Raw genomic sequence first — 23,468 nt, 5'->3', positions numbered from 1 at the left:
GTCACCTCGCTGAGATTCATCGTGGGACCAGTTCGGTCGCGGCCAGTTTCGCGCTGACGCGCAGGAATTCGTCGTTCTCGGCGACGAGGCCGATGGTGGCGCGCAGATAGCCGGTGATCCCGACGTCGCGGATCAGGACACCGTCGTCCAGGTAGCGCTGCCAAGCGCGCGGCGCGTCGGCGAACCGGCCGAAGAGCACGAAGTTGGCGTCGCTGGGCACCACGTCGTAGCCCTGTTCGGTCAGTGCCGCGGCGACGCGATCGCGCTGGGCGGCCAATTCGGCAACACTGCCCAAGGTCTCGTCGGCATGGCGCAGCGCGGCGCGGGCGGCGGCCTGGGTGACCACCGACAGGTGGTAGGGCAGGCGCACCAGCAGCAGCGCGTCGATGACGGCGGGCGCGGCGACCAGGTATCCGAGGCGTCCGCCCGCGAAGGCGAACGCCTTGCTCATCGTGCGGGTGACCACCAGCTTCGCCGCGAATCGGTCGATCAGCGCGAGCGCGCTCGGCTCGGCGGAGAACTCGCCGTACGCCTCGTCGACGACCACGATGCCCGGCGCCGCCTCGAGCAGGCGGACCAGGTCGGCGGCCGGAATGCTGTGCCCGGTGGGATTGTTCGGGCTGGTCACGAACACCACGTCGGGACGACGTTCGGCGATGACGGCCACCGCGTAGTCGATATCGAGGGAGAAATCGGCGCTGCGCTCGGCCTCCACCCATTCGGTGTCGATGCCCTCGGAGATGATCGGGTGCATCGAATAGGAGGGCACGAAACCCAGCGCGCTGCGACCCGGTCCGCCGAAGGCCTGCAACAGCTGTTGCAGGATCTCGTTGGATCCGTTGGCCGCCCACACGTTGACGGTGTCGACGGTGACGCCGGTCTGCTCGCTGAGGTAGGCGGCCAGATCGGCGCGTAGCGCCACCGCGTCCCGATCCGGATAGCGGTGCAGGTCGGCGGCGGCGGTGCGAATGGATTCGGCGACGTCATCGATGAGCGCGCGGGTCGGCGGGTGCGGGTTCTCGTTCGTGTTCAGCTGCACCGGCACCGTCAATTGCGGTGCGCCGTAGGGTTTCTTGCCGCGCAGGTTCTCGCGCAGCGGCAGATCGTCGAGTCCGATGGCCGAGCCCGGAGCGGTCGCGCTCATGACAGCGCCTCGAAACGCGCCGTGACGGCCTGGCCGTGCGCGGGCAGATCCTCGGCCGTGGCCAGTGCAACCACGTGCCCGGCGACATCCTTCAGCGCCGCCTCGGTGTACTCGACCACGTGGATGCCGCGCAGGAAGGTCTGCACGCTGAGCCCGGAGGAATGCCGCGCACAGCCCGCGGTCGGCAGGACGTGGTTGGACCCCGCGCAGTAGTCGCCGAGGCTGACCGGCGCGAACGCGCCGACGAAGATCGCGCCCGCGCTGCGCACCCGCGCCGCCACGGCGGACGCGTCGACGGTCTGGATCTCGAGGTGTTCGGCCGCGTAGGCGTTGACCACGCGCAGGCCCTGATCGATATCGTCGACGAGGACGGTGCCGGACTGCGCGCCGGTCAGCGCCTCACGCACCCGGGCGGCGTGTTCGACCACGGTCATCTGCGCGCTGAGCGCGGCGTCGACGGCGTCGGCGAGTTCCGCGCTGTCGGTGACGAGCACGCTGGCGGCGAGGACATCGTGTTCGGCCTGGCTGATCAGGTCGGCCGCGACGTGTACCGGATCGGCGGTGGCGTCGGCCAGGATCGCGATCTCGGTCGGGCCCGCCTCGGCGTCGATGCCGACCAGTCCTCGGCACAGCCGCTTGGCGGCGGTCACGTAGATATTGCCCGGTCCGGTGATCAGGTCGACCGGTTCCAGCCCGGCGCCGTCGGTATCGGTGCCGCCGTAGGCGAGCAGCGCGACCGCCTGCGCGCCACCGACCGCCCACACCTCCTCGACACCGAGCAGCCGAGCGGCGGCGAGGATCGTCGGATGGGGCAGCCCGCCGAACTGTGCCTGCGGCGGCGAGGCGACGACCAGGGATTCGACACCGGCGGCCTGGGCGGGCACCACGTTCATCACGACGCTGGAGGGATAGACGGCGTTTCCGCCGGGCACGTACAGCCCGACGCGCTCCACCGGCACCCACCGCTCGGTGACGACGCCGCCGGGCACCACTTCGGTGACCGTGTCGGTGCGCCGCTGGTCGGCGTGCACCTTGCGGGTCCGCTCGATCGCGACCTCGAGCGCGGCGCGCACCGCCGGTTCGAGTTCGTCGAGTGCTCGCGCCAACTCGGCGGCCGGAACCCGGACCGAGGCCGGGACCACCCCGTCGAACCGCTCGCTGAATTCGAGCGCCGCCGCGACACCGCGATCCCGGATGGCCTCGACCACCGGGCGCACATGGGGCAGCACCGAGTCCACGTCGACTCCCCCGCGCGGCAGCGCGGTGCGCAGCTCGGCAGCGGAAGGAGTGCGACCGCGCAGATCGACGCGGGCGAGCTCGATGCGGGATGTCATATCGGTCGGCTGTCCTGTCTGTGCTGGGCTTTGTCCGGTACCAGCCTAATGGTCGGCATCAACCGGGTTTCCGGCCCGGTCTCACCGCGCGACGCCGCGGTGACCTGGATCTCAGCCGGGGCGGGCGCGCTCGCGCGGACGCCGGGCCGTCGATGCCCGCGCGCGCCCGCCCGATCGGGTCGGCGACAGGTCTTCGGCGCGGGCGCGCGTCGACCGATATTCCTTCGCCCCCGGCCGGTTCCGAGTGCCGAAAATCGTCCCCGTTCGGCTGTTGACCAGCGATAATGGTGTGCCCCACGGGTATTCGGCAAGGCCGGTAGTCTGATGCCATGATCACGCTCAAGAAAGAAGACGGCGCCGCGGATCTCGCCGGCATCACCAAACTGAGTGTCGGGGTGAGCTGGGATCCGTCGGCGGGTACCAGCGGTGGCGCACTCGGGTGGGCACGCAGGAAGAAGGGGGTCGATCTCGACCTCATCGCCATCCTGATGCAGGGCGCGGAACCGGTCCGGTTCGCCGGCCTGGACTCGCTCGATCCGCTCGGCAACGGCTCGGTGCTGCACTCCGGCGACGAGCAGACCGGCGCGGCCGTCGGCGACGACGAGACCGTCACCGTCACGTTCGCCGATGTGCCCGGCGGTATCGACGCCATCATCTTCGTCGCGGTGGCCTTCAAGAAGGGCAGTTCCTTCGAGAAGGCCAACAACATCTCGTTCAAGGTCTACGACGCCTCCGGCGGCAGCAGCCAGCAGGTCGCCGATATCTGGCCCTCGCTGCTCGGCAACGAGAACGCCAACGCGGTCGCGCGGGCGTTCCGCAACGGCCCGGTCTGGCAACTCGAGGTTCTCAACCGCAAGGGCAAGGTCAAGCAGGGCGACAAGCAGAACCTGCTGCGTTTCGCGATGGCCTGATCGGATCCGGTAGACCGCGCGGGTATCGACGCAGGCGACTTCGCCGTCGGTCCCGCGTTCCTTCCGTCCCGAACTCCCGATCGAACGCCGTGGTGCTAGGCCACCGTCGGTCGAGTCTCGCTGTCGATCAGCAGTCTGCCGCCGCTACCGGCGACGACGTGCAACACCATCGAGGTGGTCTGCCCGTCCATGGTCAGCTGGGCCAGCCTGATATCGAGCGAACCGTCCGCGTAGGTGCCGCGGTTACTGCCGTTGACGCCGGCGAACGTGTCGATGGTGCGTGATCCCCAGTACTCCCGATACGCCTGTTCGCTGCCGTACTGCTTCTGCGCCGCCGGGGTCAGCGACGACCAGGAACCCGCCGGATTGCTGTAGAAATCGACGATCAGCTCGGCCGCCGGACCCAGATCGACGGCGCCGACGCTCGGCGTCTTGCCGAGTTGCGCGACGGCGGCCTGCGTGGTGGGACCGGCCGACGATGTCGACGCCGACGGTGGAGCGGCCTGCGGCGCGGGAGTGTCGGAACCGGACTGGCTCATCGCGACGATCACGATCGCGACCACGGCGATCACGGCGCCGACCGCGCCGCCGATCAGCACGGCCCCGCGCTTACCGCCGGATTTACGCGGCGGCTGTGGACGCGGCTGGGCCTGGGTGCGCGGGTGCGCCATCGTATTCGGATGCGTGCCACCGCGAGTCGGATGCGGTGTCGGCCGGTTGTGCCATTCGGCGGGCTGATGCGGCGGCGGGGCGACCGGCGAGGATCGCAGCGCGCGGGTCGCCGCCTCCTCGTGCCCGCGCTGCCTGCGCGCGAAAGCCTCACTGGCGGGGACGAATCCGGCGTGCACGGGCGCGGTCCCGGAATCCGCCAGCGCGGCGAGATGTTCGCGTGCCGTACGCATGGTCGGCCGGTGCTCGGGTTCCGGATCGAGCAGTTGCAACAGGAAATCGGTGGCGGCGCCCGCGTTTCGCGGTTCGCTCACCTGACCGTTGGCCGCGGCGTAGAGCACCGCGAGCGGGTTGGCGCTCGCGCCGTAGGGCGGTTCACCCTCCAGCGCGTGGAACAGCGTCGCGCCGAGCGCGAACACGTCGGCGGCCGGGGTGGGGTCCGCGCCGCGCGCCACCTCGGGCGCGAGATAGGCGGCGGTGCCGCAGATCAGGCCGGTCTCGGTGAGCGTCACGTCACCGGTGGCGCGTGAGATGCCGAAGTCGGTGATCTTCACGGTGCCGTTGTCGTCGAGCAGGATGTTGCCCGGTTTCACGTCGCGGTGCACGATACCCGCCTGGTGCGCCGAGATCAGCGCCGAGGCCACCTGCTCGCCGATACGCGATACCTGCGTCAACGGCAGCGTGCCCTGCGCGGACAGCACGGCCGCCAGGCTCTTGGACTTCATGAATTCCATCACCAGGCACGGATCGCCGTCGTGCTCGGTGATGTCGAAGACCACGATCGCGTTCGGATGCTGGAACCGTGCCGCGTTCCGCGCCTCGCGGATGGCGCGCTGACGCACCACGTCGCGTTCGGACTCCGGCAGGCTCGCCTTGATGTGGATCTGCTTGACCGCGACCGAGCGTTGCAGTCGTTCGTCGACGGCACGCCAAACAACGCCTGTGCCGCCGCTACCAATCCGCTCGACCAGGCGGTAATGCTCCGCGATCAACTGACCGGTATCGATGGCGCCTACTCCGAACCTTCTCGAAATCGTGACATCCCGCATATTGACCGCGTACGCGGCCCGCCGACGAGTGTAGCTGGCTTATGGGCCGAGCCATGCGTCAGCACGGAAGTATTTCCGGCCGCTCCGGCGGAGGGCCGTCACAGGCGGTGACCACGCTGTGCGTTTACTGCCACACGGTGTCCGGCGCGCTGCCGCGCCACGTTAGCGCGGCGCGCGCAACATGCGTCCGGCGGCCTCCACCGCGGGCGCCGAACTCCCCGCGTCGGCGACGAAAACGGCGAACGCGAGATCCGCCGAGGCGTCGATGCCGACGAACCAGCCGTGCGCGTGGGTGTTGTCGCCGTATTCGGCCGTGCCCGTCTTGCCGAGCAGGCCGGGGATGTCGCCGAGCTGCGTCGCGGTGCCACCTGTCACGGTTTCGCGCATCATCGTCTCGATCTGTTCGGCGGTCGCGGGCGGGAGAGGTTGCGGTGTCCGGTCGGCGACGCCCGGCTGACCGGCGACCAGCACCGGCGCGGGCACCGATCCGCGCGCGATGGAGGCCGCGACGAGCGCCATACCGAACGGCGACGCTGTCACCCGGCCTTGACCGATACTCGACTCCACGCGCATGGCCGGGGTGTCCGCGGTCGGCACCTTGCCGGTCACCGTGGTCAGGCCCGGCGTGACGAAGTCGACGCCGAGACCCAGCTGCGCGGCCGCGGTCGTCAGCCCGTCCGGCGGCAAACCCACACCGAGCGCCGCCATCGTCGTGTTGCAGGAGCGGGCGAACGCCGTGTGCAACGCGACCGGACCGAGATCGAAATTGTCGTCGTTGGGGATGCGGCGCCCTTCGATATCGGCCACGCCGGGGCACGGCAGCCCGGTGTCCGGCGTGACCTCGCCCGCCTGCATCGCGGCCGAGACCGTCACGGTCTTGAAGGTCGACCCCGGCGGGTACAGGCCGGTGAGCGCGATCGGTCCCTGCGCGTCGGCCGCCGCGTTCTGCGCCATCGCGACGACAGCGCCGGTGGATGGCCGCAGCGCCACGACGGCGGCGGGCTGTGCGATCGCGTCGAGCGCGGCTTCGGCGTCGCGCTGTATCGCGGGATCGAGGGTGGTCCGGATGTCGGGGGTCGGGCGCGGATCCCCGCCCGCGACGCGTCCGGACACATCGGGATTCACCGGATGAACCGACCAGCCCGTCGCCGCGTCGGTGGTGGACTGCCACAGGTCGGCCAGACCCGACAGCGTCGGCGAGGACAGCGCCTTGTCGGTGGTCAGCAATCGGGTCTGCGGGGCGAGGGTGACGCCGCGGATGGCGGCCAGTTCACCAGCGTCACCACCTGCTGGGTCATCAATTCGCCGCCCGCGGAATCCAGCATCCGGGCGGGAGCCGGGGCGAGCGGGCTGTATTCGAGCGGACCCATCGCCAGTCCCGGGGCGATCGTCGCCGGATCCCAGTGGATCTTCCAGCCGTCGCGGTCCCGCGCGGTCCCGGTGGCGGTGTAATTCCACTCCCCCCGCCGCGCCTTTGCCGAATTTCCAGGTGGCGGCCGGGGTGAATTCGTCGTCGTCGGTCGAGTCGACCTGGAATTCCACCTGTTTGCCGAGACCGTCGTAGAGCTGGTCCAGTGCCGATATCGCCGCGGCGGGATCGTCGGTCAGCGCGGCGGCCGCGGCGATATCGGCGCGGGTCAGCGCATCGGCGAAATCCCCGGCGACGGTCTGCGGCTGGTCGGGACCGGAACCGCAGCCGAGGAGAACCAGCGCGGGTGCGGCGAACAGGGCGAAGAGCTTCCGTTGGGTACGCACCCGGCCGACTGTATCGGGAGCGCGGTCACCCGCAGGTCAGGTCGGAAAGCGCGATTCCGGCGAATTCGTCAGCGGAGCAGCCATCCGCCCTCGGACAGCTTCGCCGCGTCCGCCTCGTCCAGATCGATATCGAAGATCTCCGACAGGACTTTCGGGAGTTCGGCGAGTTCGAGTTCGCGGGTGTCGCCGGAACCGTCCGGATATTCGGTGGTCATGGTCGTGCCGTCGATGACGTAGTGCACGTCGGGCAGGAAACGCTGCACGAAGGGCCGCGTGGTGAACGGCGACCGCGGCGCGGTCGAGACGAAATGATTGCCGACCTCGAAATCGATGCGGTACTGCGGTTGGGTGCCGAAGGTGTAGCGCTCCAGCCAGCCGTCACGGCCGAACTGGTGCAGCGCCCAGAGTTCGGTGTCCAGTTCGCCGACCCGGCGTTCCAGTCGGAAGCACCACCGGCCCAGCGTGAATTCCCCCGCGCTCGGGACCAATTCGTAGGGCTCGAGCGGGCCCGCCCCGAATCCGACGTCGACCATCCACACGCGATCGTCGTCGGCGGTGGTGACGCGCAGCAGCGCGTGGGTGGCGGGGCGCAGGCCCTCGGTGGCGCCCATGGTGACCCGTCCGCTCACGCCGGTCACACCGAAACCGAGCCGTTCGAGCACAGCCGCGAAGATTCCGACGTTCTCGTAGCAGTACCCGCCGCGACGGCGCCCGATCAATTTGTCCTGTAGCGCCGGTGGATCGAGCGGGATCGTGCGCCCGAGGATGATCTCGAGGTTCTCGAACGGGATCGTCGTGGTGTGCAGGTACACCAGTCGGCGCAAGGTCGCCGAGGTCGGCGCGCGCTCGCCGTCGAAGCCGATCCGCGCCAGATAGGCGTCGAGATCGATGGCCGCACCGTCCCACCGATATGCCGGATCCGTCACCGTGTCCTCCTCGACGTGCTCACCCCCTATGGAGAACCACGCCGCCCCCGGAACTGTTCCGCGCTCATGCCGCGCATTTCGCGCCCTGCGGGGCGCCGGGCGCGGTGACGGTTCCGCTCGCCACGTCGACGAGGTAATCGCGGTCGGGACCGTCGGCGGGTTCGGTGCCGAGCAGCAGCCGTTCCACCACGCAGCCGCCCTCGAAGAAGGCGGGACCGATGCTGTGATCGCCGGGCACGATCGCGCCGTTCAGGTCGCGGCCGGTCACGACGGTGTACATCGAGGTCGGCTTCCCCGCGGCGAGCAGGGCCGCGCGCATCTCGACACTGGTCACGTAGGGGACCACCGTGTCCGCGATGCCGTGCACGAGGAACGCGCGCCGCATATCCATCCGCCCCGCGAGCAGCGCGGGCGACCGTTCGACGTAGGCCTGCGGGCAGACGATCGGCGTGCACCCTCCGGCGTCGCGCTCGATCTGGCCGGGCAGGTCGGGATCGACGAGCCCGCCCGCGGCCCACATCGTGAAATCGTCGCCGGGGCCGTAATTGTCGACCCAGTAGTCGAACAGCCCGCGCGGTGCGTGCGCGACGGCCAGCCCGCTCATGATTCCGCCCTGGCTCCAGCCCCACAGCACCGTCCGCGTGATCCCCGGATGCTCGGCCCGATACCACAGGGTCGAGGCGACGATATCGCGCCATCCCGCCCACAGGTTCCAGTCGCCGGTCCGCCAGACACCGGTGTCGTTGCGCAGATCCATGGCCAGGAACGGGGTTTCGGTGCGGTGCGCGATCGAGGTGACATACGCGGAATAGTCGGCCGAGGTGCCGGTGTGCCCGTGTACCGCGATCGCCAGCTGCTCCGGCGGCAGATCGCCGGGAACGCACCGGTAGGGCTCGTACACCCGGCCGGTCGCCTCCTCGCCGTCCACGGTGACCGTCACGGGGCGTACGTCCACCCCGGCCTCGCAGACGGGTTCGGCCGCAGCAGGTGACGCGGTGAGGCCGCTCGCCGTGAAAGCCCCCCACAGTACACAGCACACGACCAGCAATCCGCGTCCACGCCTCATCACCGAATGATCCCACGGTGGCACGGTGATCCGGTCCGGCTCGAAGCATTAACACCGGTCGAATACGGGCCGATAATCGAAGCGCGCGGGCCGGATGTCCTTCTGCTAGCGTGCCGATGTCGATACGGAGTCCCGACCGCCGTTTGCGCCGGTCCCGACCCACTTTCCGGGGAGCAGAGCACATGGCCTTCTTGAACAAAATCGTGTCCAACGCGCACACCTTCGGCCGGTTGATGGACGTGGTCGACAAGGCCCCGCAGTGGCGCAAGCAGTTGCTGTCCAAGAAGAACGAATTGCGCGGCGGCGCCTTCCGTGACGCGGCGATGGGGATGTGTGCCCTGGTCGCCGCCGCCGACGGTTCGATCGAATCGAACGAGCGGATGCGGGTGGCCGGACTGATCGGCACCGAACCCGCGCTGTCGAATTTCTCCGCCGACGAATTGCGGCAACTGTTCGAGGACAACTGCAATCGCCTCGTCGCCGACGCCGCCTTCGGACGCGCCCACGTCCTGCAACAGATCGCCAAGGTCGCCGGGAAGTCGACCGAGGCGGAGGCGGTGGTACAGATCGGCATCCTGATCGGCAACGCCGACGGCGATTTCGACCAGGCCGAGGTCGCCGCCGTCCGTGAGGCGTGCCAGGCATTGCGGGTCGACCGGCGCCAGTTCGGGCTCTGACCGGCGCCGACCGGTAGTCACGCGTACCTGTCGGACCACACGGCTATCATGCCGCCCATGCGTTCGATCGACGCCGCCGAACGGCGGGCAAGACTGGCCGTGCGGCACCGGCTCGCGAACGATTCGCGCACCGACGACGTCGCGGACGTCGTCCGGTCACTGGTGGTGTTGCACGCGACCGATCCCGCGACCGTGTACCTCTCGGTCGGTGCGCGCTCGCACGCCGCCACCCCCGCGCATCTCGAGAAGGCGCTCTACGACGACCGCGCGCTGGTCCGGATGCTGGCCATGCGGCGCACCATGTTCGTCGCGCCCGTCGAGCTGGTCCCCGCGTTGCAGGCGTCCTGCGCGAACGCGCTCGCGCACAAGCAACGTCGCACCTACGGCCGCTATATCGAACAGGCGGGCGTGATCGACGGCGATGTGTCGACGTGGCTGGCCGAGGTGGAGGCCGAGACGCACGCGGCACTGCTCGCGCGGGGGCTCGCGACGGGTGCCCAGTTGTCCAAGGACGTCCCCAGGTTGCGCACCCAGGTGAACGCGGCCCCGGACAAGGCCTATTCGCGGCCGACCAATATCACCACGTGGGTGCTGGTGACACTCGGGTGCGAAGGCCGCATCGTGCGCGGGCGGCCGAACGGAAGCTGGACGAGCAGCCAGTACAGCTGGGCTCCCGTCGAATCCTGGCTCCCCGACGGGGTGGCGGCGCTGTCGGTCGAGCAGGCGCGCGCCGAGTTGGTGCGGAAATGGTTGTACGCCTTCGGACCCGCACCGGTCTCCGACATCAAATGGTGGACCGGGTGGACTCTCGGCGAAGTCCGGGCAACCCTGGCCGAACTCGATCTCGTCGAGGTCGACCTCGACGGCACCGTCGGCGTCCTGCTCGCCGAGGACATCGATCCCGTGGCCACACCGGAACAACCCTGGGCGGCACTGCTGCCCGCACTCGACCCGACCCCCATGGGCTGGCAGGCGCGCGGCTGGTACCTGGGCCCGCACGCGCCCGCACTCTTCGACCGCAACGGCAATATCGGTCCGAGCATCTGGTGCGACGGCCGGATCGTCGGCGGGTGGGCGCAGCGCAAGGACGGCGAGATCGTCCACCGTCTGCTCGAGGATGTCGGGTCCGAGCACGTGGCGCTGATCGAGCGGGAGGTCGCGAAGACGGCGGCCTGGTACGGCGATATCCGTGCGATTCCGCGCTTCCGGACTCCGCTGGAACGTGAGCTGACCGCCTGACGGTGGGACCGGCGCGCGCGAATCTCGGCTCCGTGGGTCGAACCTGGGCGATCGTGATGTCGGCGTATCCGGATGTCGCCAACGCCTCGAATACCCGCGCTCCATCTCGCGACAGGGATGAACAGCAGCACCCGGTGGTCGGTGGGACACAGCGGGCGATATCACCGATCTGCTGTTGCTGATCACCGGCCCCACCGTGGGGCAGGCGGCCCCGGCCCGTGAGAACTCGCGGCGCGCTGATCGGCGACCTACATGTCCAATCCGAGGTCGAGTACCCGCACCGAATGGGTGAGCGCGCCGACGGCGAGGTAGTCGACGCCGGTGCGCGCGTAGTCGGCGGCGACCTCGATGCTCAGCCCTCCCGAGGATTCGAGCTTGGTGTCCGGCGCGACGGCATTGCGGCGCTGGACGGCGGCCTGGGTCTGCCAGAGCGGGAAATTGTCCAGCAGAACCAGTTCTACGTTCTCGGCGAGTACGGCGTCGAGCTGTTCCAGGCTGTCGACCTCCACTTCGCACGCGATATCGGGGGCCAGTTCGCGCACCGCCCGCAGCGCGTCGACCACCGAACCCGCGGCGAACACGTGGTTGTCCTTGATCAGCGCGGCGTCGCCGAGTCCCATCCGGTGATTGACACCGCCGCCGACCCGGACCGCGTATTTCTGGAGGGCGCGCAGGCCGGGCAGTGTCTTGCGGCTGTCGCGGATGCGGCAGTGGGTGCCTTCGACCTCTTCGACCCAGGCGGCGGTCGCGGTGGCGATCCCGGACAGGTGACAGACCAGATTGAGCATGGTGCGCTCGGCGGTGAGCAACGCCCGCGTCGGCGCGACGAGGCCGAGTACCGCACCGCCTGCCCCCACCCGGGTGCCATCGGCGACCCGATCGGTGATCTCGTAGTTGCCCACGCCGATCACCTCGTCCAGCACGAGCAACCCGACGTCGAGTCCCGCGACGATCCCCGGCTGCCGCGACACCATCGACGCCTTGACCACCGCGTCGGCGGGCACCGTCGCCACGGTGGTGATATCGGGTCCGTAGCGCAGATCCTCATCGAGCGCGGTGCGGATCAGCGCGACCACTTCGTCCTGGTTCAACGCGGTATCGAGCGTCATGGGTGCACTCCTAACGTGTTCTCGCCGAAGCGAATCTGCGGTGGGGACGGCTCGGCGCGGCACGCCCGAGCGTCGGTCGTCCGATGGTCCGAAACCCGTCGATCCAGCCGGAAGCGCTGTCCGATCGCCGTGCTCACGGCACCGCGATCGACAGTTCCGGCGCGTCCGGATCGGCGGCGAGCCGGGTCGCCAGCAGCGGACCCTCGGGAGCGCCCGCCATCGGACGCACGTCGGGATGTCCGTCGCTGTCCAGGCGGATCGGAATACTGTGCCGCAGTGCCGGATCCGACGCGGGATGGTCGGAGCGGGTGTGGCAGCCCCTACTCTCGGTGCGGGCCGCCGCGGCGAGCAGCAGGACGCGCGCCGTCAGGGTGAGCGCCCCGTCTTCGATATCGGCGATGCGCTGGGCGGCCAACGCCTCCGGTGACACCGCGGCGGAATCGCCCGTCGCGTTGCGTATCGACTGGGTGAAACGTGTCGACATACTGCGCAGGACAGCGCGTTCCAGGCGCGCGTTCGCCTCGTCGAGACCGTCGCGGTCCCTGACCACCGACGCGTGGGCCGTCATCACCTGTTGCAGGGCCGCGCGCGCCACCCTCGGCATGGTCCGGGTTCTGATCTCGGTCACCTCGGCGGGCATATCCCTGCGCTCGGCGACCGCCGCACCGACCCGCTCACCGACGACGAGACCTTCGAGCAGACTGTTGGAGGCCAACCGGTTCGCGCCGTGCAGTCCGGTCCGCGCCACTTCGCCCGCCGCGTACAGGCCGGGAACCCCGGTGCGGCCGTGCGGATCGGTGACCACGCCGCCGCACTGATAGTGCGCGGCGGGGGCGACCGGGATGAGATCGACGCGCGGATCCAGCCCCGCGGCGCGACAGCTGGCGGTGATGGTCGGGAAGCGTTCGACGAATCCGTCGATCGCGCGGCCGTCGAGATAGACGTGATCGGTGCCGAGTTCGCGCATGCGCGCGGCGATGGCCCGAGAGACCACATCGCGCGGGGCGAGATCGCCCCGTGGATGCACGCCCGCGGTGACCGAATCCCCCGCGGAGTCGACCAGTATCGCGCCTTCGCCGCGCACCGCCTCGCTGATCAGCGGACGCCGTCCGGTGCCGCCGGGGGTGTAGAGCACGGTGGGATGGAACTGCACGAATTCCAGGTCCGCGACCGCGGCCCCGGCCCACAGCGCGAGCGCGATCCCGTCCGCCGTCGCGCCGGAGGGGTTGGTGCTCAGCGCGTACAGCTGACCGAGACCGCCGGTCGCGAGCAGTACCGCCGGGGTGTGCACGACACCGAAACCCCGCTCCGACACCGCGATCACCCCGCGCACCCCGGTCGGCCCGGTCACCACCTCGCAGGCGGCCGCGCCGAACAGCACGGGCAGTCCGGCCGCGTTGAGCGCGCGCTGCACCTCCGCGCCGGTGGCGTCACCACCGGCGTGGATGATCCTGCGGGTGCTGTGCCCGCCCTCGCGGGTACGCGAGATCTGGCCGTCGCGGCCGAGATCGAAGACCGCGCCGAGATCGGTCAGCGCGGCGACCGCGTCCTGACCGCCGGAGACGATGGAGCGCACCGCCTCCACTTCGCACAGGCCCGCGCCCGCCTCGACGGTGTCGAGGACGTGGGATTCGATCGAATCCTCTTGCGGCGCCACCACGGCGATACCGCCCTGGGCGTACTGGGTCGACGTATCGGTGGGTCCGCCCTTGCTGAGCACCAGCACCCGCGCCCCGTGCAGTGACGCCGTGCGCGCCGCTGTCAGACCGGCGACACCGCCGCCGATCACCACGAGATCGGCGGCGGCTTCCCACTCGATCGATACCGGAGCCGTCATCTCTCCACGCCTCTCGCTCCGGGCCCACCCGGCCCGGCGGCCGCCCAGCGGCGGCCTCCATAGATCACGCGCGCGCCGACCCTCGGGTCCGCGCGCGCCCTGCGCCCGGAAGGGCCGTCACTCGCCCCCGCCGGGATTGCCGATCTCGATCATCCGTTGCACCGAGCTACGGCCGCGAGCGGCGGTTTCCAGGTCGACGTGCACTTCGTCGGCGCCCTCGACCAGGCAGCGCAGCAGCGCGGCCGGGGTGATCATCTTCATGTACTTGCAGGAGGCGCGATCGTTGACGGCCTTGAAGTCGATCCCGGGCGCGGCCTTGCGCAACTGGTGCAGCATGCCGACCTCGGTGGCGACGAGCACCTGGCTCGACTTGGCCGCCTTGGCCGCGTCGATCATGCCGCCGGTCGAGAGGATGTGCACCCGGTCGGCCGGGAAGGAACCCTCGCCCGCCAGGTACAGCGCCGACGTCGCGCAACCGCATTCGGGGTGCACGAACAGTTCGGCGTCGGGGTGCGCGCGCGCCTGCTCGGTGAGCTCGTCGCCGTTGATGCCCGCGTGGACGTGGCATTCGCCCGCCCAGATGTGTATGTTCTCGCGCCCGGTGACGCGTTTGACGTGCGCGCCGAGGAACTGGTCCGGTAGGAACAGCACCTCGCGATCGGGGTCGATGGAGGCGACGACGTCGACCGCGTTCGACGATGTGCAGCAGATGTCGGTGAGCGCCTTCACCTCGGCCGTGGTGTTCACGTACGACACGACCATGGCGTTCGGGAATTCGGCTTTCCACGCGCGCAGTTCGTCGGCGGTGATCGAATCCGCCAGTGAGCAGCCCGCCCGCTGATCCGGGATGAGGACGGTTTTCTCCGGGCTGAGGATCTTCGCCGTCTCGGCCATGAAGTGCACGCCGCAGAACACGATGGTGTCCTCGGCGGCCTCGGCCGCGATCCGGGACAGCGCCAGCGAGTCGCCGACGTGATCGGCCACGTCCTGGATCTCGGGCAGCTGGTAGTTGTGCGCGAGGATCGTCGCGTTGCGCGCACGCGCAAGCCGCTTGACCTCTTCCGCCCACTGCGGTGTCGCGTCGACACCGGTGAATCCCGATGGTCCGTCGACCACCTGTTCCATCAGCGCAGGCGCGAGCTGTGCACCCATTGTCGCCATGATGGCTCCCTTCCTCGTGCGGCTGGCCTCTTCGCCGTAATTCGCACCAAACCAGGTTTTCGACTTACAATCGAAAACGTGGCCCATAGTAGCACCATCCATGAAACGCTCACCGCGGTGTTCCAGGTTCGTCGATTCTCGAAGGACATCACCGCAGGTAGCGGCGTTGTCGAGGCCGTCGAGATAATGGAGGCCGCGTTCGCCCCGTGCGGACCCGATCAGCGAACAGAATTGGCCGTGCTGCTGTGGGAGCGCGCCCTCGACCCGCAGAAGGACACCTGGTCGCTACCCGGCGGCAGACTCCGCGACGACGAGGAACTCGACATCTCTGCCCGGCGTCAACTCGCCGAGAAGGTCGACGTGCGCGAACTGGCCCACCTCGAACAACTCGCGGTGTTCAGCGCCCCCGACCGGGTCCCCGCGCCGCGCCGCATCGCCTCGGCCTACCTCGGGCTCGTTCCCCTCACCATCGACCCCGAGCTCCCCGCCGACACCACCTGGCATCCGGTCTCGGCCCTGCCGACCATGTCCTTCGACCACGGCACCGTCGTGGAACACGCCAGAACCCGGCTCGCCGCCAAACTCTCCTACACCAATATCGCCTTCGCCCTTGCCCCGTCGACGTTCACGATGTCGACACTGCGCGCGATCTATTGCGCCGCACTGGGTTACGACGTCGACACCACCAACCTCCAGCGGGTCCTGACCCGGCGCAAGGTCATCACGCCCACCGGAGCCACCGCCGCCCCCGGGCGCGCGGGGGGACGTCCCGCCGCCCTCTACCGTTTCAGTGACTCGGGAATCCGCGTCACCGACGAGTTCGCCGCACTGCGTCCACCGACCTGAATCACCGTGTGAGACCGGCCGATTCGAGATGCCTCCCGGCGATCTCGCGACCGTTCGGACACCGTGGGCTGCGTGACCGTTTCGTCAGGAATCCATCGACCGTTTGCGATGTTTGGCGCCGCGCCGATACTTCCGCTCGTTGCGGACCGGCTGCGCGGCACTGCTCTGCCGCAGCGCGTGACGCCGACGCCACGCGGCCAGATCCGGTCGCTCGTCGCGCTGGGCGGCACCCGGTTCGGGCACGGCACGCGTCTCGGCTTTCATCGACGACACCCCCTCTCCACGATCGATGCTCCCCCGACCGTGTCTTCACGGAACACGCCACGGCGACTACACATTCCCGCGAAAGGTCGCCCGGGGCGGACATCCACCGTAACCGCACCGCTCCCCCGCTTCCACCGATTATTCGCCGTCGATCACCGGACGCCCCACGACATGCCTGGGCGTCGGCGGCTCGATGGGCGACCGGTCCGCAGCGTTGCCGATCCGCGACTCCCGACGGGGTCGAGTCGCAGTCGGACCGCCCGGAGCCGGGCGCATTCCCGTGTCAGCGAGCCGGGCGACTCTCCCGCACCGCGACCGTGCCCGCGGCGGGGTCATACCCGCCGTGACCACCGTTCGGGCCGTACGGCGTGTACGAAGCCCCGGGATCGAGATCAGGGACGAAGCGTTGCACCGGTCGCGTCGCACCGAAGGGACCGCCGAATCCGGTGCCGAGATCCTCGGACGGGCTAAGAGCGGCCAGGAACATCAGCACCAGCGACGCCAGCAGCGGCTGGACGATCATCGCGAGCGCGCTCCCCAGTTCGGGGGCGATATCGATGATCTGGCCCACCGGCGGATCGTCGGGGCGGGCGTGATGCCATTCGGCCACCGCCTCGCCGATGGTCCGCATGGCGAAGGCACCGAGCAACGATCCGGCCAGCAGTCCGAGCTGGAGGACGGGTCCGCGCACCGAGCGCAGCCGCCACGCCCCCGCGGCCGACAGCACACCGACCACCGCCCCGACGCAGACGAATATCGCGAGAGCGTCGAACTGGTGGACGCTCTCCCCCGTGAGCACGACCCCGCGCCCGGCTTCGGTGACCAGCAATTGTTCGACGGGCGCGAGATACCCCCAGATCGCGCCGCCGACCGCACTCGCCAGCACGACACCGGCGACGGTCAGCAGTCCAGCGACCACTTCGCGTCGCAGGCCGCCGGATCTCACCGCCGCCACTACCGGTATTCCAGACGCGCCGAATCGATGACGCCGTGGCGCGAGCATTTCGCCCACCAGCCGTCGGGGCTCACCTGCACGATCATGCGCCTGCCGCACTGTTCACAGAAGCGCGGCGGCTCCAGGCCCATCGCCGCGGACGCGGGAACCACGTCGTCGACCCCGGGCACTATCCGTTTGCCGGTGAACGGGTTGTAGCGCTCGTCCATGTCCATGACATTACTCATGGTCGCGGCTCACAGCGTTTCGTTGAGCGCCTTGATCGGCATCTTCAGCTCACCGAGCAGATCCAGGTCGGCTTCGGCGGGACGCCCGAGCGTGGTCAGGTAGTTACCGACGATGACGGCGTTGATGCCGCCGAGGATGCCCTGTTTCGCGCCGAGGTCGCCGAGGGTGATCTCGCGTCCGCCCGCGAAGCGCAGCATGGTGCGCGGCAGCGCCAGGCGGAAGGCGGCGACGGCGCGCAGCGCGTCGGACGCGGGCAGCACATCGAGGTCGCCGAAGGGGGTGCCCGGACGCGGGTTGAGGAAGTTCAGCGGCACCTCGTCCGGTTCGAGCACCGCGAGGTTCGCCGCGAATTCCGCACGCTGCTCCAGCGTTTCGCCCATGCCGAGGATGCCGCCGCAGCAGACTTCCATCCCGGCCTCGCGCACCATGCGCAGGGTGTCCCAGCGCTCCTCCCAGGTGTGGGTGGTGACCACGTTCGGGAAGTACGACTTCGAGGTCTCGAGATTGTGGTTGTAGCGGTGCACGCCCATCGCGGCCAGCTGATCGACTTGTTCCTGGGTGAGCATGCCCAGCGAACACGCGACCTGGATGTCGACTTCGTTGCGGATCGCCTCGACACCCGCGGCGACCTGGGCCATCAGACGTTCGTCGGGCCCGCGGACGGCCGCGACGATGCAGAACTCGGTGGCGCCGGATTTGGCGGTCTGTTTGGCGGCCTCGACCAGGCTCGGGATATCGAGCCACGCGGCGCGGACCGGGGACTGGAACAGGCCCGACTGCGAACAGAAGTGGCAGTCCTCGGGGCAGCCGCCGGTCTTGAGCGAGATGATGCCCTCGACCTCGACCTCGGGGCCACACCATCGCATGCGGACCTCGTGCGCGAGGGCGAGCAGATCCTCCAGCCTGTCGTCGCCCAGGCGCAGCACTTCCAGCGTCTGCTCCTGACTCAACCCCTCGCCGCGCACGAGCACCTGCTCGCGGGCGACAGCCAGAATATCGGTGGTCACTGGTGCCTGGGTCACTGCACGAATCCCTTCGTCCGGCCGAGGTGGCCGTGCAACTTGAACGGTGTTCAGGCTAGGGTAGCGGTAGACAGCGAGTCAAACATCCACACCGGGGAGGGCTTCGGGTGCAACTGCACAGAGCGGACGTGGTCGACGGCGCGATCGCCATCCTGGACCAGTACGGTCTCGGCGATCTGACGATGCGTCGGCTGGCGGGATCACTACAGGTCCAGCCCGGCGCGCTCTACTGGCATTTCCCGAACAAACAGGCGCTGCTCGGCGCGGTCGCCGACCGGATCCTCGCGCCGATGGACGAACCCGTCGCCGCCGAGGAGTGGTCGGCCCAGATCACCGAACTGGCCCACCGGCTGCGCGATTGCCTGCTCACCTACCGCGACGGCGCCGAACTGGTTTCGGCCACCTACGCGTCGAGGCTGACCACGAGCAAGGGTCGCGAGCGCATGGTCAGCGCCGTGATCCGCGCGGGAATGCCACGCCCGGAAGCCGAATCGGCCGCGTTCACGCTGCTGTACTACGTCCTCGGCCAGACCGTCGACGAGCAATCGCGCATGCAGATGGATTCGGTCGGCGCGCTCGCCGAGGACACCTCGCCGCTGGACGAAACCCCGGACGCCACCGCGACTTTCGATTTCGGTCTGCAATTGTTCGTCGGCGGTGTGCGCCACCTGCTCGGCACCCGGGTGCGCTGAGGCGGCTTCCGGTCAGGGTCGGGTGATGAAATCGAAAGTCGCCCTGATCTGTTCGGCGTTCGGCGTCGGCAGCGTCTCACGCCCGTGGACGAATCCGATTCCGATGAACGACAGGATTCCGGCCCGCATCCGCGCGTCGGCGGCGGCGAAACCGAGTTCGGTCAGGGTCTGTTCCAATACCGCGAAGATCCGCTGATCGAGGGATCGCACCGCGTCGAACACCTTGGGATTGGTGCGGGCCCAGTCGCGGACCGCGTACTCGACCTTCCACAACTCGTCACCGGCGAGCAGTTCACCCATGCGCTGGAGCCGCCGATCCGGTGACAGGGCCTCCAGCCCCTGCAAGCCGCGGACGCTGTCGTTCTGCGCGGCGCACCAGTGGTCGGCCGTCGCCTCGAGCAGATGCTCCAGATCGTCGAAATGCCAGTAGAAACTGCCCTTGGTGACGCCGAGGTGTTCACACAGCCGGGGAATCGAGATCGCGGCGACACCCTCGCTCAGCAGGACCGACATCGCCGCGTCGACCCAGTTCGAGACCGTGAGCTTGGGCGCGCGCCGTGTCCTTCGCGCGGCGGCAGCGGCTTTGCGTTTGGACACCTCGACAACGGGCGACGGGCGCTGTTCCGACGCTTCTGTCATCGCCGCCTTCTCGTTGTAGGGACGAGTCGATTCCGGCGCCGTCGCCCGCGTCCGGTTCCGCTCCACCGGCCCGGATACGGCCGTTCACGGGGCGCGGCGAGCGCGCGTCGACTCCGATGCGGTCCCAGATTAGCAGTGCCGCCCGCGCCCGAGACATGCCGACATACTTGAGGGTATGTTGTGACATACCTTAAGGTATGCGAGGCCGGGGTTCCGGTCGCCTCATCCAGCTCTGTCGAAAGCGCGGTTCAGCATGGAGATCTCGGTACCGGTCGGCGCGGAAACGCCGTGGACCGCCGCGGCACACCACCCGACCTCGTTCCGATACCGGGAACGCCGCGAGAGCCGCCATATCCGCCGGATCCGGGAAAGCTTCATGACGCTGTTCCGCACCGACCTCTTCCCGGCCGACGACATCGCCGAGGCGTTCCGCGCCGACCTCTACCGCGGTGATCCGACCGCCGAACGCTTCGTCGCCGAGGTGTTCGACGGCGAGACCGGCGCCAAACGCGGCCGCAAACAGCTGGAGACGGCATTGCGCGACGGCGTGGACGCGGTTCCCGACGCGCACGAGGCGATGCGCGAGTTGTTCCGGGAATTCGAGACGGTCCCCGACTGGGTCCGCCCCGAACTCGTGGAACAGGGCGCGGCGATCTGGCGGCGGTGGGGCACCATGCTCTTCGCGATGGCGGGCGCGGAAACACTCGAGATGTACACCGAGGCCGCCGTCGCCACCCCACTGTCGCTGGCAGGCGGCTACGCCGGAGACAACGCGCTCAGGAGATTCCTCGAAACGACCCGATTCTGGATCGACGTCTCCGAGCCCGGCGCGATCCTGACACCGGGATCGGCGGGCCGGGCCACCGCCCTCGAAGTCCGGATCATGCACGTCTCGGTGCGTAAACGCGTTGCCCGACACCGGGAATGGGACCCGCAGCGCTGGGGACTTCCCATCAGCCAGAGCTATATGCTGCTCACCCTGCTGGCGGGAAGCATCACACCCGCGCTGGGTTTGTGGCCGCTCGGTCATTTCACCAGCCCCGGCGAAATGCGCGCGCTGCTGCATTTCCAACGCTATATGGGACATCTGCTCGGCGTGCGCGTCGACTGGTATCCCGAGACCATCGGCGACGCCCTGCGCATTCTCGCGATGGTCATGATCTCGCGCGCCGACGACGCCGGTGAGCAGGGCCGCGAATTGATCGAATCCTATCCGGCCGCCTTCGCGCCGCGCCCCGACCAGCGCGGCCTGCGCCGACTGCGCCAGGCGTACAACTACCGGCTGCATTCGGCCTACACCGCGCTGTACATGTCGCCGATCACCCGCCGCCGATACGACCTGCCCAGCGCGTTCCCCTGGATTCTGTGGCCACTGGCCCGCACCCCGTTCGTCGCCGTCGCCGAGATCGCCCGTCGCACGGTGCCGGGTCTGGACCGCCTGCACGAACGCGTCACCCGGGCGCATCGCGAGAACTGGTACCGCTCGCAGATGCGCGGGCGCCGTGCGCAATTCGACGCGACCGGCGCGCTGCGCCGCTGAGTCTCCCGCGCCCGCTGTCGGGGGTCACCGATGAATTTCCGGTCCGGTACCGGTCCATACCCGCATGGGCACCGTACTGCCGTTTCGGAAGGATCCCCGGATGGTCGACACCGACGAGTCCGCCGCGCGCACCACGACTTACCGGCGGGAACCGCTCGCGTACTGCTCTCGCTTGCTCGGCTCGGTCGACGACGCCGAGGATCTCGTGTGGGAGACGCTGCCGCGGGCCCGGCCCGGCTACGACGATGTCGAGGGCCGCAGCTCGCCGCGCGACCTGTCCGAACGTTTCGACCTGCCGAAAACACGCCCGTGAGCGCCCTGCCGTTCGACGGTCCCACCACCGACGAAATCAGCGACCACCCTCCGCTGCCCCTGGCAGTCGAATTCCTTCGGGAGACACTGGAACACGTCGGGACCGACCTGTCGGTCCCGACCCCGTGTCACGGCTGGGATCTGCGCATGTTGCTCGCGCACCTGGACGAATCCATCGCGACCCTTCGGGAGGGCTTGACCACCGGCAGAATCGGCCCACCCCCGACTCGCCCCCGTCCGAATTGCGCGGGCACGGAACCGATCCGCCTGCGCGCCGAGGGACTCCTCGCCGACTGGACCCGCCTTCGCCCGCACCCGGTCACCATTGGCGACCTACCGATCCCCACGACCGTGCTCGGTGCGGCCGCCGCCCTCGAATTGACCGCCCACGCCTGGGATCTCGGTCAATCCACCGGCCAACCGACCCTCATCCCCGACGGCTTGGCCCACGAACTACTGCCCGTCGCACACCAATTGGTTCCGATCATCGGCCGATCCCCCCTGTTCGCTCCCCCGCTCCGATCCAGCGCGGCGACCGCAGGCGACCGACTCCTGTCCCACCTCGGCCGCACACCACGGCCCGACACGGCATGATCGAGCGTCGACTCGAGGTCACCGTGTCACGCGACCGGCCACCGCGCGGCCACGAGGATCCCGAACGCTATCCGGACAATCCGGTCGACCGGGCTGCCGGTTCTCCGTAGTACCGGCCCGGCGGGAATCCCCTCACCACGTCATCGCCGAAATCACACACCGCGCGGCGGACTATTTTCCGCCCGTGTGTATTTCGATCCCACTCTCGACGTCACGATCTCGCCGCCCGCCCCGCCGATCCTGGTCCATTCCCCGAGGACGGCACCCCCGGGAACCAGCGGTACATGGTCGCCGCACCCAGCACCGACGTCACCGCGAGCGCGACCGCCGATCCCGCGAGCACCGTGACCACGCTGATGGCCCCGACCGCGATCGGGCCGACGAAGGCCCCCGCGTCATGGGTGAGCCGCCACGCCCCGAGGAATTCCGCACGCCTGGCCTCCGGGGCCACATCCGCGCCCACGGTCATGATCAGCCCGTTGCTCAGACCGTTGGCGGCACCCAGGATGAACGCCGACACTCCGATCGTGACAGCCGACGAGGTCAGCGGTAGGCAGGCGTAGCCGAGCGCGAACAGCGCCATGGCGGGGACGCCGGTCGCGCGTCGTCCGTAGCGATCCAGCCAGATTCCCGCCGGATACGACATCAGGACATCGACAGCCCCGGCGACGCCGAAGATCAGACTGATGGTCGCCGCGTTCACTCCGATATGTGCCGCCCACAGCGGCAGCAGCGCGAGTCTGGCCGCGCGTGCCGCGCCGACGAGCAACGCCGAGGAACCCAAGGTGGCGAGGACGCGACGGTTCTCGACGATCACCGCGCGCAACGGCTGGGCGGTGCCGTCGAAATGCTCGCCGTCCGCCGACGGGATCGCCACCATGGCGGCCGCCGAGATCGCGGTCGCGACGAGTTGCAGCCACAGGGCCCCGTTCGGCCCGAAGAAATGCACCGGAACCGTGCCGAGGAACGGTCCGCAGAACAACCCGAACCGCGAGGAAGCCGCCAGCAGCGACATCGCCCTGCCGCGATCGGCCGGCGCGACGACGGTCACCAGATACGACTGGCGCGCCAGCCCCCACACCGCACCGGACGCTCCGACGAGCAGCATACCCACCGCGAGTACCCCGACATTCGGCGCGCACAGCGCCGCGGCCACCCCGACCATGCCGACACCCGACCCGACCGCGATGGCGCCGCGCTCACCGATCCGCGCCACGATCCCGCCCGCGGGCAGATCGGCGAGCACCATGCCGAGCCCGGTGAGCGCGACGATCACACCGGCCTGGCCCGCCGAGGCGCCGAGATCGACGGCACGCAGCACATACATCGGTCCCGCCGCGCCGTAGCCGACGCTGTAGATCGCCATCGGCACGAACATCGTCCACGCCAGCCGACGCAGCGCGACCGAGGTGTCGGCGGATATAGATCCGCCGGTCACCGGCCCGCCGTCGCGACGTCGAGCCGGTCCGACCGCACCGGGTGTCCGGCGCCGGTACAGC

At 69.3% G+C, this 23,468-nt stretch carries 22 protein-coding genes and 1 pseudogene; 8 read left to right on the top strand and 15 right to left on the bottom strand.

What is annotated here, in order from left to right:
• Window positions 1–16: 16 nt before the first annotated feature.
• Both OG225_RS04255 and hisD read right to left on the bottom strand, forming a co-directional pair.
• On the bottom strand, window positions 17–1,144 hold the full coding sequence (locus tag OG225_RS04255; protein ID WP_405180481.1) for a histidinol-phosphate transaminase: 1,128 nt from the start codon (window positions 1,142–1,144) through the stop codon (window positions 17–19).
• Window positions 1,141–2,478 (bottom strand): histidinol dehydrogenase, encoded by a 1,338-nt coding sequence (gene hisD / locus OG225_RS04250; protein ID WP_405180480.1) that lies wholly within the window; start codon window positions 2,476–2,478, stop codon window positions 1,141–1,143. Before hisD ends, OG225_RS04255 begins: the two co-directional genes overlap by 4 nt.
• 329 nt (window positions 2,479–2,807) lie before the next feature.
• Here hisD and OG225_RS04245 point away from each other — a divergent pair, with 329 nt between their 5' ends.
• Window positions 2,808–3,389, top strand: a complete 582-nt coding sequence (locus OG225_RS04245; RefSeq protein WP_216909174.1) for a TerD family protein — start codon at window positions 2,808–2,810, stop codon at window positions 3,387–3,389.
• 95 nt (window positions 3,390–3,484) lie between these two features.
• Here OG225_RS04245 and OG225_RS04240 read toward each other — a convergent pair whose 3' ends face one another.
• The 4 genes and pseudogenes from OG225_RS04240 to OG225_RS04225 form a co-directional block, all read right to left on the bottom strand.
• Window positions 3,485–5,107 (bottom strand): serine/threonine-protein kinase, encoded by a 1,623-nt coding sequence (locus OG225_RS04240; protein ID WP_216909172.1) that lies wholly within the window; start codon window positions 5,105–5,107, stop codon window positions 3,485–3,487.
• Window positions 5,108–5,269: 162 nt separating this feature from the next.
• Window positions 5,270–6,862: pseudogene (locus tag OG225_RS04235) on the bottom strand (penicillin-binding transpeptidase domain-containing protein).
• Between the two features lie 68 nt (window positions 6,863–6,930).
• A complete protein-coding gene (locus OG225_RS04230; RefSeq protein WP_405180479.1) occupies window positions 6,931–7,788 on the bottom strand; it encodes an arylamine N-acetyltransferase in 858 nt (285 codons plus the stop codon).
• Between the two features lie 64 nt (window positions 7,789–7,852).
• Entirely contained in the window at window positions 7,853–8,854 is a 1,002-nt protein-coding gene (locus OG225_RS04225) for an alpha/beta hydrolase family protein (protein ID WP_405180478.1), read from the bottom strand.
• 182 nt (window positions 8,855–9,036) lie between these two features.
• Here OG225_RS04225 and OG225_RS04220 point away from each other — a divergent pair, with 182 nt between their 5' ends.
• Both OG225_RS04220 and OG225_RS04215 read left to right on the top strand, forming a co-directional pair.
• On the top strand, window positions 9,037–9,531 hold the full coding sequence (locus OG225_RS04220; RefSeq protein ID WP_405180477.1) for a tellurite resistance TerB family protein: 495 nt from the start codon (window positions 9,037–9,039) through the stop codon (window positions 9,529–9,531).
• Between the two features lie 57 nt (window positions 9,532–9,588).
• The gene (locus OG225_RS04215) at window positions 9,589–10,770 is read left to right on the top strand and encodes a winged helix DNA-binding domain-containing protein (RefSeq protein ID WP_405180476.1); all 1,182 of its coding nucleotides are present in this window, start codon (window positions 9,589–9,591) and stop codon (window positions 10,768–10,770) included.
• Between the two features lie 248 nt (window positions 10,771–11,018).
• Here OG225_RS04215 and nadC read toward each other — a convergent pair whose 3' ends face one another.
• The 3 genes from nadC to nadA all read right to left on the bottom strand — a co-directional run bounded on the left by nadC (window position 11,019) and on the right by nadA (window position 14,877).
• Window positions 11,019–11,879, bottom strand: a complete 861-nt coding sequence (nadC, locus tag OG225_RS04210; RefSeq protein WP_405180475.1) for a carboxylating nicotinate-nucleotide diphosphorylase — start codon at window positions 11,877–11,879, stop codon at window positions 11,019–11,021.
• Window positions 11,880–12,012: 133 nt separating this feature from the next.
• Window positions 12,013–13,716, bottom strand: coding sequence for an L-aspartate oxidase (locus tag OG225_RS04205; protein ID WP_405180474.1), 1,704 nt, complete (start codon window positions 13,714–13,716; stop codon window positions 12,013–12,015).
• Window positions 13,717–13,833: 117 nt separating this feature from the next.
• Window positions 13,834–14,877 carry a quinolinate synthase NadA gene (gene nadA / locus OG225_RS04200; protein ID WP_405183192.1) on the bottom strand — a complete coding sequence of 348 codons (1,044 nt, stop codon included), beginning with the start codon at window positions 14,875–14,877 and terminating at the stop codon, window positions 13,834–13,836.
• Window positions 14,878–15,063: 186 nt separating this feature from the next.
• Here nadA and OG225_RS04195 point away from each other — a divergent pair, with 186 nt between their 5' ends.
• Window positions 15,064–15,723 carry an NrtR DNA-binding winged helix domain-containing protein gene (locus OG225_RS04195; protein ID WP_405183191.1) on the top strand — a complete coding sequence of 220 codons (660 nt, stop codon included), beginning with the start codon at window positions 15,064–15,066 and terminating at the stop codon, window positions 15,721–15,723.
• Window positions 15,724–15,807: 84 nt separating this feature from the next.
• Here OG225_RS04195 and OG225_RS04190 read toward each other — a convergent pair whose 3' ends face one another.
• From OG225_RS04190 to bioB, 4 genes are all read right to left on the bottom strand, one after another.
• Window positions 15,808–15,987, bottom strand: a complete 180-nt coding sequence (locus OG225_RS04190; RefSeq protein ID WP_405180473.1) for a hypothetical protein — start codon at window positions 15,985–15,987, stop codon at window positions 15,808–15,810.
• 283 nt (window positions 15,988–16,270) lie between these two features.
• The gene (locus OG225_RS04185; RefSeq protein ID WP_405180472.1) at window positions 16,271–16,942 is read right to left on the bottom strand and encodes a DUF2567 domain-containing protein; all 672 of its coding nucleotides are present in this window, start codon (window positions 16,940–16,942) and stop codon (window positions 16,271–16,273) included.
• The gene (locus tag OG225_RS04180; RefSeq protein WP_254189595.1) at window positions 16,942–17,169 is read right to left on the bottom strand and encodes a hypothetical protein; all 228 of its coding nucleotides are present in this window, start codon (window positions 17,167–17,169) and stop codon (window positions 16,942–16,944) included. The genes OG225_RS04185 and OG225_RS04180 overlap by 1 nt, the downstream gene beginning before the upstream one ends.
• 9 nt (window positions 17,170–17,178) lie before the next feature.
• Window positions 17,179–18,192 carry a biotin synthase BioB gene (gene bioB / locus OG225_RS04175; RefSeq protein ID WP_109529763.1) on the bottom strand — a complete coding sequence of 338 codons (1,014 nt, stop codon included), beginning with the start codon at window positions 18,190–18,192 and terminating at the stop codon, window positions 17,179–17,181.
• Window positions 18,193–18,299: 107 nt separating this feature from the next.
• On the opposite strand from bioB, the gene OG225_RS04170 reads away from it, so the two are divergent.
• The gene (locus OG225_RS04170; protein WP_216909150.1) at window positions 18,300–18,884 is read left to right on the top strand and encodes a TetR/AcrR family transcriptional regulator C-terminal domain-containing protein; all 585 of its coding nucleotides are present in this window, start codon (window positions 18,300–18,302) and stop codon (window positions 18,882–18,884) included.
• A 12-nt stretch (window positions 18,885–18,896) separates the two neighbouring features.
• On the opposite strand, the gene OG225_RS04165 is transcribed toward OG225_RS04170, so the two are convergent.
• The gene (locus tag OG225_RS04165) at window positions 18,897–19,523 is read right to left on the bottom strand and encodes a TetR/AcrR family transcriptional regulator (RefSeq protein WP_405180471.1); all 627 of its coding nucleotides are present in this window, start codon (window positions 19,521–19,523) and stop codon (window positions 18,897–18,899) included.
• 253 nt (window positions 19,524–19,776) lie between these two features.
• Here OG225_RS04165 and OG225_RS04160 point away from each other — a divergent pair, with 253 nt between their 5' ends.
• The 3 genes from OG225_RS04160 (at window position 19,777) to OG225_RS04150 (ending at window position 21,969) form a co-directional block, all read left to right on the top strand.
• Window positions 19,777–21,063: an oxygenase MpaB family protein gene (locus OG225_RS04160; RefSeq protein ID WP_405180470.1), complete on the top strand. Its 1,287-nt coding sequence runs from the start codon at window positions 19,777–19,779 to the stop codon at window positions 21,061–21,063.
• Between the two features lie 100 nt (window positions 21,064–21,163).
• The gene (locus tag OG225_RS04155; protein WP_405180469.1) at window positions 21,164–21,376 is read left to right on the top strand and encodes a hypothetical protein; all 213 of its coding nucleotides are present in this window, start codon (window positions 21,164–21,166) and stop codon (window positions 21,374–21,376) included.
• Entirely contained in the window at window positions 21,373–21,969 is a 597-nt protein-coding gene (locus OG225_RS04150; protein ID WP_405180468.1) for a maleylpyruvate isomerase family mycothiol-dependent enzyme, read from the top strand. Before OG225_RS04155 ends, OG225_RS04150 begins: the two co-directional genes overlap by 4 nt.
• A gap of 211 nt (window positions 21,970–22,180) precedes the next feature.
• On the opposite strand, the gene OG225_RS04145 is transcribed toward OG225_RS04150, so the two are convergent.
• On the bottom strand, window positions 22,181–23,407 hold the full coding sequence (locus tag OG225_RS04145; RefSeq protein ID WP_405180467.1) for an MFS transporter: 1,227 nt from the start codon (window positions 23,405–23,407) through the stop codon (window positions 22,181–22,183).
• Between the last annotated feature and the right edge of the window lie 61 nt (window positions 23,408–23,468).

The organism is Nocardia sp. NBC_01377, from assembly GCF_045040005.1.
Lineage (GTDB): Bacteria > Actinomycetota > Actinomycetes > Mycobacteriales > Mycobacteriaceae > Nocardia > Nocardia noduli.
The sequence above is the reverse complement of the archived record's forward strand: the minus strand, read 5'-3'. Positions and strand labels throughout refer to the sequence as shown.